The organism is Nocardia sp. X0981 (assembly GCF_977089955.1).
In genome coordinates this window covers 4179480-4196208 of the sequence record NZ_OZ372435.1, presented here as the reverse complement: position 1 = coordinate 4196208, position 16729 = coordinate 4179480, and the positions used below count along the sequence as shown (strand labels likewise).

At 66.5% G+C, this 16729-nt stretch carries 17 protein-coding genes; 4 read left to right on the top strand and 13 right to left on the bottom strand.

Translation table 11 applies throughout. The features are described 5' to 3' along the window. The first annotated feature begins 127 nt into the window (after positions 1–127). A complete protein-coding gene (locus ACYR7D_RS18850) occupies positions 128–1771 on the top strand; it encodes a flavin-containing monooxygenase (RefSeq protein WP_459545841.1) in 1644 nt (547 codons plus the stop codon). A gap of 171 nt (positions 1772–1942) precedes the next feature. Here ACYR7D_RS18850 and ACYR7D_RS18845 read toward each other — a convergent pair whose 3' ends face one another. Beyond that, on the bottom strand, positions 1943–2566 hold the full coding sequence (locus tag ACYR7D_RS18845; protein ID WP_459545840.1) for a DUF4328 domain-containing protein: 624 nt from the start codon (positions 2564–2566) through the stop codon (positions 1943–1945). Positions 2567–3084: 518 nt separating this feature from the next. On the opposite strand from ACYR7D_RS18845, the gene ACYR7D_RS18840 reads away from it, so the two are divergent. Then, positions 3085–4779, top strand: a complete 1695-nt coding sequence (locus ACYR7D_RS18840) for a serine/threonine-protein kinase (RefSeq protein ID WP_459545839.1) — start codon at positions 3085–3087, stop codon at positions 4777–4779. Between the two features lie 254 nt (positions 4780–5033). Here the strand turns inward: ACYR7D_RS18840 and ACYR7D_RS18835 are convergent, their stop codons facing one another. From ACYR7D_RS18835 to ACYR7D_RS18795, 9 genes are all read right to left on the bottom strand, one after another. Then, on the bottom strand, positions 5034–6371 hold the full coding sequence (locus ACYR7D_RS18835) for a family 1 glycosylhydrolase (RefSeq protein WP_459545838.1): 1338 nt from the start codon (positions 6369–6371) through the stop codon (positions 5034–5036). A gap of 259 nt (positions 6372–6630) precedes the next feature. Further along, positions 6631–7299 (bottom strand): response regulator, encoded by a 669-nt coding sequence (locus tag ACYR7D_RS18830; RefSeq protein WP_459545837.1) that lies wholly within the window; start codon positions 7297–7299, stop codon positions 6631–6633. Beyond that, complete coding sequence (locus ACYR7D_RS18825) at positions 7296–8468, bottom strand: sensor histidine kinase (protein WP_459545836.1); 1173 nt, start codon at positions 8466–8468, stop codon at positions 7296–7298. Before ACYR7D_RS18825 ends, ACYR7D_RS18830 begins: the two co-directional genes overlap by 4 nt. Positions 8469–8550: 82 nt before the next feature. Next, on the bottom strand, positions 8551–8757 hold the full coding sequence (locus tag ACYR7D_RS18820; protein WP_459545835.1) for a hypothetical protein: 207 nt from the start codon (positions 8755–8757) through the stop codon (positions 8551–8553). A gap of 27 nt (positions 8758–8784) precedes the next feature. Continuing rightward, positions 8785–9555, bottom strand: a complete 771-nt coding sequence (locus tag ACYR7D_RS18815) for a hypothetical protein (protein WP_459545834.1) — start codon at positions 9553–9555, stop codon at positions 8785–8787. Beyond that, complete coding sequence (locus tag ACYR7D_RS18810) at positions 9555–10460, bottom strand: ABC transporter ATP-binding protein (RefSeq protein ID WP_459545833.1); 906 nt, start codon at positions 10458–10460, stop codon at positions 9555–9557. Before ACYR7D_RS18810 ends, ACYR7D_RS18815 begins: the two co-directional genes overlap by 1 nt. Positions 10461–10752: 292 nt before the next feature. Continuing rightward, positions 10753–10965, bottom strand: a complete 213-nt coding sequence (locus tag ACYR7D_RS18805; protein ID WP_459545832.1) for a hypothetical protein — start codon at positions 10963–10965, stop codon at positions 10753–10755. Positions 10966–11132: 167 nt separating this feature from the next. Beyond that, positions 11133–11549 (bottom strand): hypothetical protein, encoded by a 417-nt coding sequence (locus ACYR7D_RS18800; RefSeq protein ID WP_459545831.1) that lies wholly within the window; start codon positions 11547–11549, stop codon positions 11133–11135. 56 nt (positions 11550–11605) lie between these two features. Further along, positions 11606–11776 (bottom strand): hypothetical protein, encoded by a 171-nt coding sequence (locus tag ACYR7D_RS18795; protein ID WP_459545830.1) that lies wholly within the window; start codon positions 11774–11776, stop codon positions 11606–11608. A gap of 248 nt (positions 11777–12024) precedes the next feature. On the opposite strand from ACYR7D_RS18795, the gene ACYR7D_RS18790 reads away from it, so the two are divergent. Continuing rightward, positions 12025–14010 carry an adenylate/guanylate cyclase domain-containing protein gene (locus tag ACYR7D_RS18790; RefSeq protein ID WP_459545829.1) on the top strand — a complete coding sequence of 662 codons (1986 nt, stop codon included), beginning with the start codon at positions 12025–12027 and terminating at the stop codon, positions 14008–14010. Further along, positions 14007–14666 (top strand): Crp/Fnr family transcriptional regulator, encoded by a 660-nt coding sequence (locus ACYR7D_RS18785; protein WP_459545828.1) that lies wholly within the window; start codon positions 14007–14009, stop codon positions 14664–14666. Before ACYR7D_RS18790 ends, ACYR7D_RS18785 begins: the two co-directional genes overlap by 4 nt. Before the next feature lie 4 nt (positions 14667–14670). On the opposite strand, the gene ACYR7D_RS18780 is transcribed toward ACYR7D_RS18785, so the two are convergent. The 3 genes from ACYR7D_RS18780 to ACYR7D_RS18770 all read right to left on the bottom strand — a co-directional run bounded on the left by ACYR7D_RS18780 (position 14671) and on the right by ACYR7D_RS18770 (position 16478). Continuing rightward, complete coding sequence (locus tag ACYR7D_RS18780; RefSeq protein WP_459545827.1) at positions 14671–15222, bottom strand: hypothetical protein; 552 nt, start codon at positions 15220–15222, stop codon at positions 14671–14673. Between the two features lie 215 nt (positions 15223–15437). Next, positions 15438–15839: a hypothetical protein gene (locus tag ACYR7D_RS18775; protein WP_459545826.1), complete on the bottom strand. Its 402-nt coding sequence runs from the start codon at positions 15837–15839 to the stop codon at positions 15438–15440. A gap of 240 nt (positions 15840–16079) precedes the next feature. Next, a complete protein-coding gene (locus tag ACYR7D_RS18770) occupies positions 16080–16478 on the bottom strand; it encodes an FAD-dependent monooxygenase (protein WP_459545825.1) in 399 nt (132 codons plus the stop codon). Positions 16479–16729: the final 251 nt, after the last annotated feature.

Genomic DNA, 16729 nt, shown 5'->3' with positions numbered 1-16729 from the left:
GTCTGCAACGTCCGACCGTCACATCACGCCCGGCTCTTCCGCCGACCCGGTAGTCGCCGGCTCGCCACGTAGCCGAACCGAACCGCTGTGTCCTCCCACGGCAACTCATCGAAAGGCAGGTCCCACGATGACAACGACCTCGGAGCATTCCGTATTCTCGGCCGGGCAGGAGGCTCGCGAGATCGACGCCGTCGTCGTCGGAGCCGGATTCGCCGGCCTCCACATGTTGCACAAGTTACGCGGCCTCGGACTATCGGTGCGGGTGTACGAAGCGGGCAGCGGACTCGGCGGCACGTGGTACCGGAACCGTTATCCGGGCGCACGCGTCGATGTGAAGAGCATGTATTACAACTACTCCTTCGACCCGGAGCTCGAACAAGAATGGGAGTGGACGGAGAAGTATCCGCCGCAGCCGGAACTGCTCCGCTATATCGAGCACGTCGCGGATCGTTTCGATCTGCGTAGGGACATACGATTGCGGACCCGGGTCACCGCTGCGGTCTACGACGAGTCCGGCGCGCGGTGGCGAATCACGACCGACCAGGGCGAGGTCGTCTCGGCACGGTTCGCGATCATGGCGACAGGCTGCCTGTCGGTGCCGAAGATGGTGGAGATTCCGGGCATCGAGAGGTTCCGGGGTCGCAGCTTCCACACCGGCGACTGGCCCGAGCAGGAGGTGGACTTCACCGGTCGGCGGGTCGCGGTGATCGGCACCGGCTCCTCCGGGGTGCAGGTCATTCCGCTCGTCGCCGAAGTGGCCGATACGCTCACCGTGTTCCAGCGGACCCCGAACTATGTACTACCCGCCCGCAACCACGCGATCGATCCCGAATTCCAACGCGGAATCAAGGCCCGCTACCGCGAGGTGCGCAAGGCCAACCGGGAATCGTCGTTCGGCATCGCGCAACCCGAAGCCACGAAGGGGGCGCTCGAAGTGAGCGAAGACGAGCGCAATGCCTTCTACCGCAGAGTGTGGTCGGACAAGGACAGTGAACTGGTCAGCATGCTGGTCGGATTCACCGACCTACTCGCCGACGGAGCCGCCAACGAGACCGCAGCCCAGTTCATCCGCGACCGGATCGCCGAGATCGTGACGGATCCGGAAGTCGCCGAACTCCTTCAGCCCACCGGCTACTTCGGCGTCAAGCGCCCGGTGCTGGGGACGAACTATTACGAGACCTTCAACCGTTCCAACGTCCGGCTCGTGGACGTGCGCACGACCCCGCTCACCGAGGTCACCGAGTCCGGACTCGCGACGACGCGGGAGCATTTCGAATTCGACGACATCATCTACGCCACCGGCTACGACGCGATGACCGGTGCGCTGGACGCGATCGATATTCGTGGCCGGGGTGGTGCGTCGCTCCGGGAGAAGTGGGCCGACGGTCCCGTGACCTACCTCGGTCTCGCCGTGGCGGGCTTTCCGAACCTCTTCACGATCACGGGACCGGGTAGCCCGGCGGTCCTGTCGAACATGATGGTGTCCATCGAGCAGCATGTCGACTGGATCGCGGACGCGATCGAAGCGATGCGTTCCAAGGGCGTCACGACCATGGAGGCCGAAACCGATGCGGAGCGGGAATGGACGCGCCACGTCGACGAAGTCGGTGATATGACGCTCTATCCGAAGGTGGACTCCTGGTATGTGGGATCGAATGTGCCCGGTAAGCCGAGGGTGATGTACGCCTACATCGGCGGCGTCGGAGCGTATCGCGAGAAATGCGACCAGGTCGCCGCCGAGGGCTACGACGGTTTCCGTCTGGCACGATGACCGAGGGACCACCGGTGATGGGTGCCATGCGGCACCCATCACCGGGTTGCCGCACGTTGCGCCCAACGAGGGAGACCGTGCAGCGTACGGAACACCCTGTCGCGCAACGATTTCGATGGTGATCAGCTCACCCCGTGACGGGCCGCATCTGCGGTACCGGGGAACGGTCTCCTACCCCTGCGCGGACGCCACGTGCTCGTCTTGCCAACGAGCCACTGTGAGAGCAATGGACCGAAAGGAGAGAGCCGCCACCACGTACAACACCGCGCCGCCGAGCAGGCTTCTCGCGAGTTCCAGTGCCCCTTCTGGGTACCCGAGGTCGTTCAAACGAACGAATCCGTAGATGATCGGAACCGGCGCCACGAGCCAGCTGAACCACCACACGAAGACCACACGCAGATTCTGACCGGCCGGGTTGCTCGCCCGCACCACATCACTGACCACGATCACCGGAACCACCCAGTTCACAACGGGGATCAGCCAGCCCACGATCGCCCACCACGAGGGCAGGCGGTGACCGGTAGGGGCCAGGAGTCCGGCATTGGTACGCGCGCGTACCAGCCACCATACGACCGATATGCCGACCACGGGCCAGGCCAGGAGCATGAACAGGACCCCTGATCCGAGCAGCGCCTGGCCGATTCGACCCTCCGCCGATTTCTGGGTCGCCCCGAAGGTGAAAGTGGCCGCGGCCATGGTCAGGGGGCCCAGAACCGCGAGGAAGACCGCTGTCGTCGCGGTCAGCGCCCGACCCCGTAACGGCCGGATACCGCGAGTACCGGTGGTGTCCTGCATGGATTCCTCCCGTATCCGTGCGGCGCGGGCGGCCCTTCGGCGGGACCGGGGATCACCCACGGGTCCGACCGCTGTGTTCGAATTCCCGATCGGACAGCGATATGGTCTCATTCGACGAGTTCAGCTGCAATGCGAATCGTCCGAAACCCGCTCTCCGCGAGGAAGTTCAGCTGCCGGCGACGCCGACCGGGTGCCATTGATCGGAAGCGGGACGGCAAGCAACGGGCACGATAGACCCGGATTCCGGGCACAGGAGTACACCGCGGTTCAGAACACGCGGCCGCGATGGATGTGATGCGGAACGAGGTCGAGGAAGGCGGGCAATGCGCGGGTCGGCGGCCGGATCCGGAGGTGACCACACCGAGTATCCAGGAGAGACGGGCGTCCGTGCGGGGGACGACGCGCACCGCGTCTCCGGCCGGCTCGGCGATATCGTCCAGTCGCACGCTCTTCCGGCCGGACAAGTGGTGGCCGGTGGCGATTCGGCCGCAGTGCGGTAGCGTCACCACGTTCGAACGGTGACGAGAGGGGCAGCGGTGCCAGGGGTGGGGACGGCCTTCGCCGGATACCGGATCCAAGGAGTCCTGGGCCAGGGCGGTATGGGCACGGTATACCTCGCACAGCATCCACGTCTGCCACGCAGTGTCGCGTTGAAGCTGCTGAACCGGGAGGTGTCCACCGATCCCGATATGACCCGGCGTTTCGAGCGGGAAGCCGATGTCATCGCTCGGTTGGAGCACCCCGGGATCGTAGGAGTGCTCGATCGGGGCTCCGATAACGGCCATCTGTGGATCGCGATGCCCTATGTCCGCGGCACCGACGCCGCGTCCTGGGACGGTGCCGCCCATCCGCCGGCCACCGTGGCGCACCTACTCGCCGTGGTCGCTTCGGCCCTGGACTACGCGCACAGCCACGGCATCCTGCACCGTGACGTGAAACCTGCCAACATCCTGATCGCTCAGGCCGACGAATTCCGCGAATCCCACGCGATGCTCACCGATTTCGGTATCGCCGGGCTCATCGACTCCACCGAAACCAAGATCACCGCCACGGGTACGTTCACCGCGACGCTGGCCTACGCCTCGCCCGAACAGTTGTCCGGTGAGGCGGTGGGCCCCCGCAGCGACCAGTACTCGCTGGCCTGTACGTTGTTCGCGCTGCTGGCCGGTCGGCCACCGTATGCGTCGACGAATCCGGGGCAGGTCGTGATGGGGCACCTCTCCAAACCCGTTCCTCGGCTCACCTCTCTCCGGCCGGACCTACCCGCGGCGCTCGACGCGGTCCTGGAACGGGCCATGAGCAAACAACCCGACAATCGTTTCCCGAGCTGCACCGAATTCATTGCCGCGGCCCGCCACACGCTCGAGGCCGTACATGTCGCCGAAACGGTGAACTACGCGCGTACGGCACCGACCGTGCACAATTCGGCACCGCTCGGCTACGGGGCGGGGGCCGAGACGGGACCTGCGCGCTCTCGCCCCGCCCGGGGGCCGGCCGGTCCCGCCCTCGGGCCGATGCCGAATATGCCCCCGCTGCCGCGCCCGAATCGAGTCGATCCGCTCGGACGCCGTCACCAGAGTTTCCGAAGCAAGTTCCCGACCGCTCCGGCAGTGATCATCTGCTTGGTCGTGGCGCTGATCGGCATCGGTGTGGTCGCCCAACAGGTCCGCTCGGCGGCCGGGCCCGAGTCGACGGCCGGGGATGTCCCCAGTGGACCACCGTGGGGGGCGTTGCAATACATGAAAGACGACTTTCCCGACCTCGTCCCTGAACAGGAGAGGCGTATATACGACCTGCCCGAGGGAAAGCGGGTGAGATGCCATATCTCCGCGACATCGGGTGACGAAGAAATCTCGTGCAGCCACTACCTGGCGGGTAACGGCCTCATCAAGTTCGTCATCAAAGATTTCGCGAACCTCACCGCTGTGCAGAGCTACTTGGATTCGGATCGGTTCCGCGACAAGGAAATCGTCAACGGCTCGGAGATCGTGCATACAGCCGAGACGATACCGGCGCCCAACCCCGCGCTCGTCGCCCCGGCGCACATGACCGTGCCGCCGGGCGGCTCACTGGCTTCGATCGGCTACGAGGCCTACTTCTCGTTCCCCGCCGACCCGGACCACGGACGCTATCTGATCATGGTCAGCTGGTTCGAGCATTCCGCCGACGACATCCTCCGGAACTGGTGGTCCCGAGCCCCACTCGGGAAGTGACAGTCCGGCCCCGTGGACCATCATCGAACGCATCACCGTGTTCCGGCATGTGATCTACCTGCGTAAGAGAGAGGGCGCCGGTATCCCGATTCCCCGCGAAGCGGTACCCGAACCCGCGCTCGCGCTGATGCGCGACGCCGGAGTGCGAATGTGACCACGCCCGGCCGCGGACCGGAGACAGCGCGCCTTCGATGACCTACCGACTTCCGCTCGGGCCGCCCGCGGCGACCGAGACGGTGCGCGGCCATATGGCATCACGGTGCGGCAACGGGGCGTAGGCAACTGGCCGGCGGATCGATGAGAAAGCAGGGCGCCAGGCCGCGGGTGGGGCGATAGCCGCCTGGGACGCCACCTTCCGCGATGGTCCGGGTATATGTGGCCACCGCGTCGGTCGGGCGGCGGGTGAGGCTCGGGTCGGTGGTGGTGTCGACGGTGTAGAGGCCGAACCGGGGACGGAAGCTGCCCCATTCGTAGTTATCGGTGAGGCTCCAGTAGTTGTAGCCCATCACGTCGATACCGTCGGCGCGGGCACGCTGGATCCAGTAGACGGTGTCCTGGAGATGCGCACTGCGGGTGAAGCCGTCGGCGCGTGGATACCCGTTGTCGGTGGCCATACCGTTTTCGACGATGTAGAGAGGTTTACCCGGGAAACGGTCGGCATAGTGCCGGAGGGCGAAGTAGATTCCTTCCAGACGAACCGGGAGATCCCAGATCGCCGGGCCGGGCGGGACCGCGGATCCGAGGGCGCCGCCGAGGTATTCGATGATCGTCCGCGCGGGGTCGTAGGCCCAGTAGTAGTCGATGCCGATGTAGTCGAGGCGGGCTGCGATACGGTCGACGAGCGCGCCGTTGATCCGGTCCTCCGCACCGGCGACATAGCCGACGTTGCTGGTCACCTGAGCGTTCGGCCGGATGCGGTGGATATGATCGTAGATACTGTTGTGCGCCTGTGCGACCCGGTCCAGCATCTGGGCGGCGTCGGCGTTGCCGCGGCCGGCCTCGTGGGCGATGTAGGCAACGGGTTCGTTCACGGTGACCCACAGCGGGTCCCGGTCGGCGTAACGGTCGACGACGGCACGCATATTCGCCAGCCAGTCCTCGACGATGGTCGGGCTGCGCCAACCGCCCCGGTCGGCGATCCAGCCCGGATACACCCAGTGATCGAGAGTGATCATAGGTCGCATACCGGCCCGGGTGATGCCGGCGATCACCGAATCGTAGAAACGGAAAGCCTGTTCGTCCCAGACTCCCGGTGCGGGCTGTAGGCGTGCCCATTCCACCCCGATCCGGAACACCCGCACGCCCAGGTCCGCGGCGAGGCGGATATCGGATTCGTAGCGGTCGTAGAAATCCACCGAGTTCCCGAGACGGTCGTAGGCGGGGTTCGCCGCGATGTACCGAGTCCAGTTGCTGTCGGGCGCATGACCTTCGGCCTGGAACCCGGACGATGCCACACCCCAGAGGAACTCTCCACCCAATCGGGGTAGCCCCGCGGCGGAGTGTGGTGCGGCGGCGGAGTGCGAACAGCACAATACGGTCGAGATGAGAACCGTGAGCGAGGCTACACAGTACCGACGGAGCCGTGGGCGCATCGCCTCAGCGTAATGCCGGCGAGTACCGCCTCGGTCCAGAAACGCCGATCCTACGAGTACGACAGGCGCGACCCGCCTCTCGGTCCGAGTGCCGGTGAAACAGGTGGCACACCAGCGTGTTCTCGACAGCACCACCCACGACGGATGTCGGAGGCCGCGGCCGGGCCGCTCTGCCGCTACAGGCCGCGGGTATAGCGCACCGAAGCGATCGACCGCCCCGCTATCGCGGCCGGCGTGCTCGAAACGCCGGCGGTTCGGATCATCCGGACATTCGCCCGGGATCGACGAGGCGCGTTTCATAGGCGTAGATAGCCGCTTGTGTGCGGTCGCGGAGATGGAGTTTGTCCAAGATCCGGCTGACGTGGGTTTTGACGGTTTCCTCGGAAATGAAGAGGGCTCGCGCGATTTCGTGGTTCGCCATCCCGCGGGCGATGAGTGTGAGCACCTCGGTTTCGCGGGCGGTGAGGGCCGCGGGCCGTTCGGTGACCGGAACCGGAATGGGGCTTCGGCGAGTGAATTCGGCGAGCAGTCGGCGAGTGACCGAGGGGGCGAGCAGCGCATCGCCGGCGGAGACGACACGGACGGCGGCCCCGAGATCCCGGGCGGAGGTCTCTTTGAGCAGGAACCCGGATGCGCCGGCGCGCAGCGCGGCGTAGACGTACTCGTCGAGGTCGAAGGTGGTCAGCACGATGACCTTGGTGGCGGACACGGTGGATGTGATCTGCCGGGTCGCTTCGATGCCGTCGCAGCGGGGCATGCGGACGTCCATCAGCACGATATCGGGTCGGTGCCGCTCGACCTCGAGGACAGCGTGGTGGCCGTCGGAAGCTTGCGCGACGACCTCGATATCGTGCTGTGCGTCGAGGAGTACAGCGAGTCCTTCACGGACGAGATGCTGGTCGTCGGCGACGATTACGCGGATCGTCATCGGTGGTGGCTCCGAATCGGCAGGGCTACGGCGACGCGGTACCCGCCGTCTGCGGTGGGCCCGGTATCCAGGGTGCCACCCAACCCCGCAACGCGTTCGCGCATACCGAGCAGCCCGTGGCCGGAACCGGGCGCAGGGCGCGCTTCGGCCGAGGCATCGTTGTCGATACGGATGGCGATCTCCTCCAGGGTGATGTCGATGCGAATACGCACGGATGATCCTGGTGCGTGGCGGACCGCGTTGCTGAGTGCTTCTTGCACGATCCGGTAGGCGGACAGCCCGAGCCCGGCGGGGAGCGCGGTGGGGCTGCCGCTGATATCGAGGTCGACGAGGGCGCCTGTGGCGCGTACCGAGTCGACCAGATCGGTGATGTCGGCGAGCGTGGGTTGCGGCAGCCGACCGGTGTCACCGGACCGCAACACGCCCAGGATGTGGCGCATTTCCTCGAGCGCGGTCACCGCGCCGGTCCGGATGGTCTCCAGGCTGGCAGCGGTCTGTGGTGCCAAGGCGGGGTCACGGTATCGGGCGGCCTCGGATTCGATGGCGATGACCGACATGTGGTGGGCGACGACGTCGTGCAGTTCGCGGGCGATCTGCGCGCGTTCGTTGAGCATCGCGTTGCGGTCGCGTTCCCGCTGAGTCGCGGCGCGCTGCCGACGCAGGTTCGTCTGTGCTGCGGCCAGGCCGCGTAAGGCGGTGCCCGCGACCAGCACCAGCCCGGTCAGCAGTGCCGTGGCCGGCAGCGCGGACAGCCAGTCGGCAGGGCGGATCAGGACCGCGAGGGCGACCCCGGTGGCGGCCGTGGCAGCCCAGATCGCCGTCGCGTCGCGCGTGGTGGAACGCAGTGCGATGATCCCGAGCACGATCAGGTAGCTGTTGAACATCGCATCGACCCACAGGCCGGATCCGGACCAGATGGAGGTGAGAGCCGACGCGGCGGTAGAGAGGGTCCATGCCGTCCACGGTGTGCGGAGCGCGATCAGCACGGCGATGCCCTGGGCGAGTGCCGAGCCGATCGCCTGCTGGTCCGACAGATCGGTATCCGAGACGAGCGTGTGCACGACGATGGCGAATACGGCGGCGGCTGTCGTCGCCACCAGGGCGACCATCGGTGCCCGCTCCAGCGGGCGCGACCAGTCGGCGGAGAGCCGAGGCGGCGTTCGTCTCATGCGTTTCCCTCGGTGGCAGAGCGTCAGCGGTGCGGGCAGGTGGATGTCGCGCCCGGCATTGTGCTCATATCGCAGGTACTGATCATCGCATCGTGTCGGCGCATTCAGCGTGTGTCCGGGCGGCCACATATCCGGCCGGGGATACCTGCCGGGCCCGCGCACCCGGAACCGTGTCCACCGGAACCGGGCAGCCGAAGCGGGGCAGGGTGGTGTGCGGCCCGCGGAACAGATCGATCACCAAGGTCGCGCCCGCCGGGCCCGCGCCCGAAATCAGCGTATGGACGCACATCGCGGTCTCTTCGGATGAGGCAGATTCTCAGGCATCCTGGTGAACCACGATCCGGCGCGCCACCACCAGCGCACCCGCGATGCCGACCAGGACGAGAGCCAATCGCGGCCAACCGCCGAGCGAGCCCATGAGTTCGGGCGCGGCATCGGAATTCTGCGACAGTTTGGCCACCACGGCGCTGGGGGCGATGAGCGTCGTCCATTTGTGGAGGTCGCCGAAGGCTTGCGCGGCGGACAGTTGCGGAAGTACGACGTGTGCGGTGACGACGGCGACCGCGCCGACCGAGCTGCGCAGCGTGAAGCCGGCAGCGACTCCGAGCAGCGCTACCGCGGGAAAGCAACAGTAGATGCCGAGAAAACCGGGAAAGACGTCACCCGGGGCATATTTCGACGCATCTATGGTCATGCGCCCCACCAGGTAGGCGAGGTTCGTCGCCAGGAGTCCGCTCATCGAACCGATCACTGCGGCAACGATCGCTTTGGCCGCCAGGACAATTGCGCGCTGCGGTGTCGCCGCGAGCGTCGGCCGGATGGTACCGGAGGAGTATTCGGTGGTGACCAGTAGCGCACCCCATGCCGCGACCACCGCCAGCGATAACGTGAGCCCGGTCAACGCGCCGCCGAGGAGGGTGTCGTCCGAGTCGAGGCTGCTGGTGAGACCGACGAACAAGGCCGTCACCGGACCGAGGGCGGCCGCCATCACCGGCAATGCCCACAAGGTGCGAGCCGAACTCACCTTGATCAGCTCGGCGGACATCTGGTCACGGAGCACTGCGCGCGTCTGCGAATGGATCGTCATCACGATTTCCGGCTTCCGTCGCGGCCGGAGCGGTACTGCTCGGTGACCAGACGGGTGAAGACGTCTTCCACCGATTCGCTGACAGGGGTGAGTTCCTCCAGGGCGATCCCGTGTGCGGCAGCAAGGCGCCCGATCTCGCGCGATCGGACTCCGCGCACGGTGCCGACATCACCACGGATCTCGATGCGGCCGTTCAGCGCCCCCGCGAGCGACGACAGGCCGGCGCTGCGCACCCGCACCACCGGTTCGGTGTGGCGCCCGACAAAATGCACTGTCGGCTCGTCGGCGATCAACCTGCCCTGGCTGAGCACCAACAGGTGATCGGCGACCAGCTCGGTCTCGCTCATCAGGTGGCTGGACAACAGTACCGCTCGGCCTTCGTCGGCCATCGACCGAAGCATCATACGAATCCAGCGGATCCCCTCGGTGTCCAGGCCGTTCACCGGTTCGTCCAGGATCAGCACGGCGGGGTCGCCGAGCAGCGCCGCGGCGACCCCGAGTCGCTGCCGCATCCCCAGCGAGAAGCCTTTGACCGGCCGGCCGGCGACGTCGGTCAGCCCGACCAGGTCGAGTACGTGATCGACACGCCTCCGTCGAATGCCGTTGCTCGCGGCCAGAAACGCCAGGTGTTGCGCCGCGGTCCGGGACGGCAGAACATCGGACGCGTCCAGCAGCGCGCCCACCACGTGCAAGGGGTAGATGTGGTCTCGGTAGTTGCGGCCGGCCACCGACACCGAGCCACTGGTAGGAGAGTCCAAACCGAGAATCAATCGCATCGTGGTCGACTTACCGGACCCGTTGGGCCCGAGAAACCCGGTCACCCGGCCGGGCTCGACGGTGAAGCTCAATCCCTCCACGGCACGTCGACGGCCGTAGTACTTGGTCAAACCGCGTGCTTCGATCACTTTCCGACGGTAAATTCCGCTGCCGGCCGATCACATCCCGCTACCGAGCGATCTTCGCCCGTAGCTCTCCGGAGGGATACCCCGGCCCGCGACAGGACGGTGCGCACTGCGCCCGACCGGGTATCGAAGTATGCCCTGATCCGGACCGCGCTCGGTAAGGTTTCATCCGGCCGCCGGCTACGGCAAGAGGGTCATTCCTATCCGACGGTCCGATGGTGGATCGAACAGCGGTTCGCCGGGGCATGCGCGGTGCGGGTCCGAGGTATCGGCAGGTGCGGGGCGCGTCCACTCGCTATCGCCACTCCACCAATCCTCTCGAAGGTAGACCCGGATGCCGAGTCGCGTAGTGGGCTTCCAGCGTCGCCTCGGCCGCCGACTGCTTGGTCCATCCCGTACTGTATCGGCACTCACCGCAGCGCATCTGGAACTTGTGCACAGCTCGATCCCAGCGCGAGTAGACGATGAGCACGATAACCACTGTGATGAACAGGCTGCATAGTTCCATGTCGGATCCCCCTGTGTCCGCGAAAGTTTCGTGTGCGAGAAAGCGGCGGACCGGGCGCCGCACGGGTATGTCCTACCAGCCCGGCCGGCGATCCGCAATGCGAACTCGTGCCGCCGCGGCGGAACGACCCGGACACCGTCTGCCACGGCCCGGATACCGCCCGGACATCACACCTGGTGCTCGCCTCGACCGGAGCCGCTCCGCCCGGACCCGGTGATGACCGGGCTCGGGTTTCGCCGGTGGAGTTCGGTGGCGGTATCGTCCAGGGCCTGCAGCCCTGTTCCAGCGTGACTCGCCCAGGGGACCTCCACGGCGCCACCGTCGTTGTAGGTCGAGCCGATCCAGTCGATGATGTCGTCTTCCGCTTTCCGCAAGAGCGGTTCCGGTATATCGACCGATGAGGTCATCTCCATTAGGTAGTAGGCGCGGTCATCCGGAGGCCGGCCGGGATGTTCCCGGACCCAGTCCAGATGCATCTCGTAGTCGGTCTCGGCCCCCTGCTCCAGCCCGAGCCGGGCCCGACCGAACTCCGCGTATTCGGCGATCACGGCCGCGGCGGCTACGCGCACGGAGTTCGCCTGCACCGGCGTACAGTACAGCTGAACGACCAGGTAGCTGCCCACGCTATGAGCCACCCCTCTCACGCGATCAGCACGGCGCGGGAACGCACCGAACAGCACTCCTCGGTGTCCCTGCTGCCGACACTCCGTTCGACCATACCGCCCGGCTCCCACCCCCGCGATTCGAATAGGTCGATGCCATCGAGAAGGTGGACGACCGGATCGAAGAAGGTGGACATGTTGTCGCCCATCGTGCGGAACTCCACCCGCGGCGGCGAGCTCAGGGCCTGGTTCCGCCGCGGATAGGACCGCAACGTGGCGGGGCAGTTCCCCCAGGATGTGGTGCCCCACGCCGAGCCCGGCCTGCGCACGACGCGCCCCGGCCCGGACGTCGGTGTTTCCGTGCGCGGCGGCACGCTGCCACCGGAGACCGGCGGGCCGCCGATCCGATCGGCTCTTCTTGTTTTTCTCGGGTGGATCGCACGGTAGCGTTCGGGTGGTGTCGAAGGTCAAGGTTCTGCTGTGGCTGGGGCATGTCGCACTGCCGGCGCTCGCGTTGTGGCTGCTGGTGGCCCGTCCCGAACTCGACACGGACTACGAACACCACGGGACACATTTCTGGCTGGTGCTCACCACCGCCGCCATCGCGACGGCACTGGGCGTTATGTTGTTCCGGGCCGCCCGGATGCGTGGGGACGCCAGGTTGGTCCTGGTTTCCCTGACATTCCAATTCAGCGCGGGTTTCCTCGGATTGCACGCGTTGGCGACGCCTGGCGTGATACTGCTCACTCCTAATGCGGGCTTCGTCTATTCGATACCCGTCGGTCTGGGGCTCGGCGGTATCGCCGCCCTCGCGTCGGCGGTGGAATTCGGACCCGCCGCGGCCGGCCGGCTGCATCGTTTCGGATGGATATTGTCCGCACTCCCGACGCTGCTGCTCGTGGCGTGGGCAGTGATCTCGATGGCCCAGTTACCGCCATTGGATCACGCGCCCGATCCGGCGGAGGCCAGAGGACCGCTGGTCGGTGTGGCTTTCGCCGGGTCGGCGTGCTATCTCGCCGCGGCATTCCGCTACGGTCGCCAGTACATGCGCCGGCGAGGCGTGGTGTTGCTCAGTGTGCTCACCGCCTTCGTACTGCTGGCCGAGGCGCTTTTCGCCGTGGGTTTCAGTCGTAGTTGGCATACCTCGTGGTGGGAATGGCATGTACTGATGCTGGCTGCCTTCGTACTCATCTCCGTCAGTACGCACCTGCAGTTCCGGCGCGAGGGTTCGGCTCTCGGGCTCTTCGACAGCGTCACCCTGCGCCAGACCATCGCGGGGCTGGAACGCGACTACACATACGCCCTGAACGAGATGGTCGACGCGCTGCACGCCCGCGCCGACGGCGGTGTCGCCTCGACCGAGCCGTTGGGCGAAGTCGGGGTCCGGTTGTCCAAGCGATTCGGGCTCACCGAACGTCAGGTCGCGGTGTTGCAGCAGAGCGCCTACGCGCTGGGCAGCGAGCGGGAGCAGGTCCGTCGGCTGGGCCTGCTGGCGGCGATCGGTGAGCGGTCGAATGTGATCCGCGGCGAACAGGATCTGCTCGACGAGGTGCTGTGCCTCGTTTCGCAGGCATTCGAACAGGATCGATTCCGGCTGGGGCTGGTCCGAGGTCGCGAACTGGTCTTCCCCGACGGCGGTCCGGCCGATCCGCGGTCGTCGGTGTTCCCGCTGGTCGTCAAGGGACGCCGTGCCGGTGTGCTCGAAGCGCGACGTTCGGGGGGCCGCTTCACCGATACCGAGCTCGCGATGTTGCGATCGTTCGCCGACCGGACGTCGGTCATGTTGGAGAATGCCCGCCTGTACCAGCAGATCGACGGGCTGTTCCGCTCCTATATGTCGCCCACGGTGGCGACCGCGCTGATCGCCGACCCGTCCGAGGCCGGACTCGGCGGCCGGATCGCCGAGGTCAGTGTGCTCATGGCCGACTTGTCGGGATTCACACCGTTCTCCGAGTCTTCGACTCCGGAAGCCGTGGTGCACATGTTGAACACGTATTACGGGGTAATCGTGCCGACGATTCTGGACTACGGTGGGACGGTCGTCCAGTTCGTCGGCGATGCGGTGATGGCCCTGTTCAACGCACCGACCCACCAGCCGGATCATGCGCTGCGGGCGGCCGGTGCGGGGCTCGCACTCCAGCGGGTCGTCGCCGAAACGGCAGTTCGGTATCCCGGTTGGCCGCGTTTCCGGGTCGGGATCAATACCGGTCCGGCGCTGGTCGGCAATATCGGCGCCCCGCAGATGCGCAACTACACCGCCATCGGTGATACGACGAATCTCGCCGCCCGGCTGGAGAGCCTGGCCGAGCCCGGGACCGTGGTCATCGGCTCGCCGACCTACGCGCACCTCGGCTCGCGCGCGCAGGTACGCAGCCGTGGCACAGTGACTGTCCGAGGCCGGAGCGAACCGGTGACCTGCTATGTGTTGGATGGATTACGGTGACCACCGATTTCGAGATACTCCGTGGATTACCCGAGCCGGAGCGGCGCGAAATTCTCGCCACGTGCACACCGCGCCGTTACAAACGCCGAGAAATCCTCTGCCACGAGGGCGACCCCGGTGACTGCCTGCATTTGATCAAATCCGGCCGGCTCATCGTCCGGGTCGCCACTCCCTTCGGTGACACCGCGACGTTGACCATGCTCGGTCCCGGCTACTCGTTCGGCGAACTGGCAGTGCTCGACAGCGGCTCTCGCCGTACCGCGACCGTCGAAGCGGTCGAGAACGCCGAGACGCTGACACTCAGCCGCGCCCAGTTGACGGCACTGCGCCGGAGTTACCCGGAGATCGACCGGGTCGTGATCGCCACGTTGGCCGCTCAGGTACGGCGGCTCTCCGCTCAAGTTCTCGAAGCGTTGTACCTACCGGTCGAGACCCGGGTCGTCCGACGTCTGGTCGACCTTGCCTCCATCTACGGAGGATCGCATTCCGTTGCGGAGATCCGGCTCAATCAGGAAGATCTGGCGTCCATGGCAGGAACCACCCGGGCCACGGCGAACAGGGTGCTGCGCGACTTGCAGCAACGCGATATCGTGGCCTTGACCCGTGGTCGTATCACGGTGATCGACCGGGCGGCGCTGGTGCACGCCGCCCGCTGAGAGCCTACTTCGCGAGTGCCTTGCCGCCGGTGGGTGCGACGGCGAACCAGGTGCCGCCGACGCCCTGCCCGCGCAGATCTCCCGGCTGTTCATCCTTCGAGAAGTAGTACACCGGCCAGCCTCCGACGGTGATCTGGCACGAACCGTCCGCACGCTCGATGAATCCGACCCGTTCCGCGGCGATACCCACCACATACAGTCCTTGCTCCCGGCTCACCAGCAGTGGCGGCCAGGTGACGGCGCAGTCGCCGTTGCAGTTCGACTGCGACGGTTCGGTGGTGTCCTTGTCGAACCGGTAGAGCGAGCGACCGTCACCGTCGGTCACGCGCAGCCCGACCGCCGGGTCGGCGACCGCGGTGAGCTCGACCGCATCGGTACCGTCCGGCGCCGGCCCGTCGTAGATCTTCAGCCATCCTTGTGTTCTCACGGGTGCCTGTGCCGCCGGCGCGGCCGGCGCCGGGGCCGCTAGCGCAGCCGGGGGCGCGGACAGGCCCACAACAGCGGCAGCGCCGAGCGCGACGACAGTCGTACTGATCATGGTGGTGAATCTCGACATGGAATCCTCCGGATGACGTTCGTTTTCCGTGAGCCGAATTCTTCGGCTCCGGGCCCGTCGGCCCTGTGTGCGCACCGGCATTCACTGTGTCCGAGCCGATACACGCACTCGCCGACGAGCCGCGAGGCGAAAGCGCTCCCGTGCCGAGCAGCTCGGACCGAATCACCGAGGGCGGCCGGTGCACAGCGCCCCCGGTACTCCGCTACCTGTTCCGCTCAGCCGCAATGCACCTTGTAGGCCTGCCAGATGTCGTCACCGATGAGACCGCCCCAGTCGATGCACTCACCCTTCGCTTCGACCTTCACCGGGCCGGCGAACTCGGTGTATCGGGCATCATCGACGATCACATTGCTGCGATCCTTCGATGTCCGCAGCCCGGCGCCCATCCGCACCGGCTGCCCCGGCCGGTCCCGCACGGTGACGACGCAGTTCTTCTCACCGTTATAGGTGAGGTAAACGGTGCCGCCCCTGAGCTCGCGTGAATCGATCACCTCATATCCCTTACCGCACTGACCGCCGTACGTTGCCGCGGACGCCGTTGCGGGATGGAAAACCGCCAGTCCGGCGGTAATTCCGATGGCACTCGCGCATACCGCGATCGTTTTCCGTGCATTCATCACGTAGAAATCTCCTTCGAATGGCGTTCGTTCCGGTGACCACGATTCTTCGGCTCCGGGCCCGTTGGGTCTGTGTGCGCGCCGACATCCACTGTGTGTCCGAGCCGACACAAGGACTCGACGAACCTGCTGGTCGTCGATATCCGCCCCACCGCGCGTTGTCCGTCGAAGCGGACAGGCCCGCCCAGCACCTCGGCCGGAGAGGACATCCGTTCCGTCCTCGCGCCGGCACATCGGCCTTCACGTCGGGGTCGGCCGTGACCACGCACCACTGCGATCCGACGAGGTCCAGCGTGGAGACCCCGTCGGCCACCCACATGTGCGGCAGTCGGGATCCCGGCGACCCGTCGAGGTCGAGTACCACGTCCTCGGTGGAGGGGAGTTCCGCGCCGCCGTACCGGTAACCCGGGTGCACCACCGGCGCATTGATAGTTCCCGCTGCCTTGCGCGCCGCCGCCATATCCTTCCCCAGTGCAGGGACGGTTCGTCGAACCGCAGACGCGCCTGCTCCATCGTCATGAGAGCCACCGGATGGCGTTCGGCGTGATAGCTCTCCAGCAGCTCGGGCCCGGCCTCACCGCGTAGGACGTATGCGAGCTTCCACGCCAGATTGTGCGCGTCGGCGATGCCGGCGTTCAACCCGAACGCGCCCAGTGGGGGGTGGCATGCGCCGCGTCACCCAGCAGACGACGAAGAGTCGAGCTCCGGGCCTCCGGGCGCCATGAGCCCGACGGATGAAATCGCCGGGCCCGAGCACCGCGCAGTGGGGGTCGACGACTTCGGCCGGCATCCACGGAGAGGTTTCCGACCGGACCGGGGATGTGGGCCTGGAGTCGCGGACGAACGTCGGGGAATACCGATCATCGAGTGCCGGCACCGATCGGAGGCCG

Bases quoted from the DNA above. Each gene is read 5' to 3' on its own strand.
- ACYR7D_RS18850 (WP_459545841.1), top strand. From the start codon at position 128: ATGACAACGACCTCGGAGCATTCCGTATTCTCGGCCGGGCAGGAGGCT.
- ACYR7D_RS18845 (WP_459545840.1), bottom strand. From the start codon at position 2,566: ATGCAGGACACCACCGGTACTCGCGGTATCCGGCCGTTACGGGGTCGG.
- ACYR7D_RS18835 (WP_459545838.1), bottom strand. From the start codon at position 6,371: ATGCGCCCACGGCTCCGTCGGTACTGTGTAGCCTCGCTCACGGTTCTC.
- ACYR7D_RS18830 (WP_459545837.1), bottom strand. From the start codon at position 7,299: ATGACGATCCGCGTAATCGTCGCCGACGACCAGCATCTCGTCCGTGAA.
- ACYR7D_RS18825 (WP_459545836.1), bottom strand. From the start codon at position 8,468: ATGAGACGAACGCCGCCTCGGCTCTCCGCCGACTGGTCGCGCCCGCTG.
- ACYR7D_RS18820 (WP_459545835.1), bottom strand. From the start codon at position 8,757: ATGTGCGTCCATACGCTGATTTCGGGCGCGGGCCCGGCGGGCGCGACC.
- ACYR7D_RS18815 (WP_459545834.1), bottom strand. From the start codon at position 9,555: ATGACGATCCATTCGCAGACGCGCGCAGTGCTCCGTGACCAGATGTCC.
- ACYR7D_RS18805 (WP_459545832.1), bottom strand. From the start codon at position 10,965: ATGGAACTATGCAGCCTGTTCATCACAGTGGTTATCGTGCTCATCGTC.
- ACYR7D_RS18795 (WP_459545830.1), bottom strand. From the start codon at position 11,776: ATGGGCGACAACATGTCCACCTTCTTCGATCCGGTCGTCCACCTTCTC.
- ACYR7D_RS18780 (WP_459545827.1), bottom strand. From the start codon at position 15,222: ATGTCGAGATTCACCACCATGATCAGTACGACTGTCGTCGCGCTCGGC.
- ACYR7D_RS18775 (WP_459545826.1), bottom strand. From the start codon at position 15,839: ATGAATGCACGGAAAACGATCGCGGTATGCGCGAGTGCCATCGGAATT.